The organism is Fulvimarina uroteuthidis, from assembly GCF_034321785.1.
Classification (GTDB): Bacteria; Pseudomonadota; Alphaproteobacteria; order Rhizobiales; family Rhizobiaceae; genus Fulvimarina; species Fulvimarina uroteuthidis.
The window spans coordinates 1-1175 of the sequence record NZ_JAXLPB010000018.1 but is presented as its reverse complement, the minus strand read 5'-3'; the positions used below and the strand labels follow the sequence as shown (position 1 = coordinate 1175).

The following is a 1175-nucleotide window of genomic DNA, read 5'->3' as shown; positions in this document are numbered from 1 at the left end:
ATGGGCAAGAGCAAATTCGAGCGTAACAAGCCGCACGTGAACATCGGGACGATCGGTCACGTCGATCACGGCAAGACGAGCCTGACGGCTGCGATCACGAAGTTCTTCGGCGAGTACCGCGCCTACGACCAGATCGACGCGGCGCCCGAGGAGAAGGCACGCGGCATCACGATCTCGACGGCTCACGTCGAGTACGAGACCGAGAACCGCCACTACGCCCATGTCGACTGCCCGGGCCATGCCGACTATGTGAAGAACATGATCACCGGCGCGGCGCAGATGGACGGGGCGATCCTGGTCTGCTCGGCGGCCGACGGCCCGATGCCGCAGACCCGCGAGCACATCCTGCTCGCCCGCCAGGTCGGCGTTCCCGCGATCGTGGTGTTCCTGAACAAGGTCGACCAGGTCGACGACGAGGAGCTTCTCGAGCTGGTCGAGCTGGAAGTGCGCGAGCTTCTGTCGTCCTACGAGTTCCCGGGCGACGACATTCCGATCGTCAAGGGTTCGGCGCTGGCGGCTCTTGAGGACAAGAACAAGGAAATCGGCGAAGACGCGGTGCGCAAGCTGATGGCCGAAGTCGACGCCTACATCCCGACGCCGGCCCGTCCGGTCGACCAGCCGTTCCTGATGCCGATCGAGGACGTGTTCTCGATCTCGGGTCGCGGCACGGTCGTCACGGGCCGCGTCGAGCGCGGGATCGTGAAGGTGGGCGAGGAAGTCGAGATCGTCGGCATCAAGGACACCAAGAAGACGACGGTGACGGGCGTCGAGATGTTCCGCAAGCTGCTCGACCAGGGCCAGGCCGGCGACAATATCGGCGCGCTGATCCGCGGTATCGACCGCGAGGGCGTGGAGCGCGGCCAGATCCTGTGCAAGCCGGGTTCGGTCAAGCCGCACACCAAGTTCAAGGCCGAGGCCTACATCCTGACCAAGGAAGAGGGCGGCCGCCACACCCCGTTCTTCACCAACTACCGTCCGCAGTTCTACTTCCGCACGACGGACGTGACGGGCGTGTGCACGCTGCCCGAGGGCACCGAGATGGTGATGCCGGGCGACAATGTGGCGATGGACGTGACGCTGATCGTGCCGATCGCGATGGAAGAGAAGCTGCGCTTCGCAATCCGCGAAGGCGGCCGCACCGTCGGCGCCGGCATCGTGGCTTCGATCGTCGAGTA

Annotated in this window: 1 protein-coding gene; it reads left to right on the top strand. The window is 64.9% G+C overall.

Annotated elements, in window-relative coordinates:
• Nucleotides 1-1175 (top strand): elongation factor Tu (gene tuf / locus U0C82_RS18895; RefSeq protein ID WP_322189403.1); only part of this gene is annotated, 1175 nt, incomplete at its 3' end.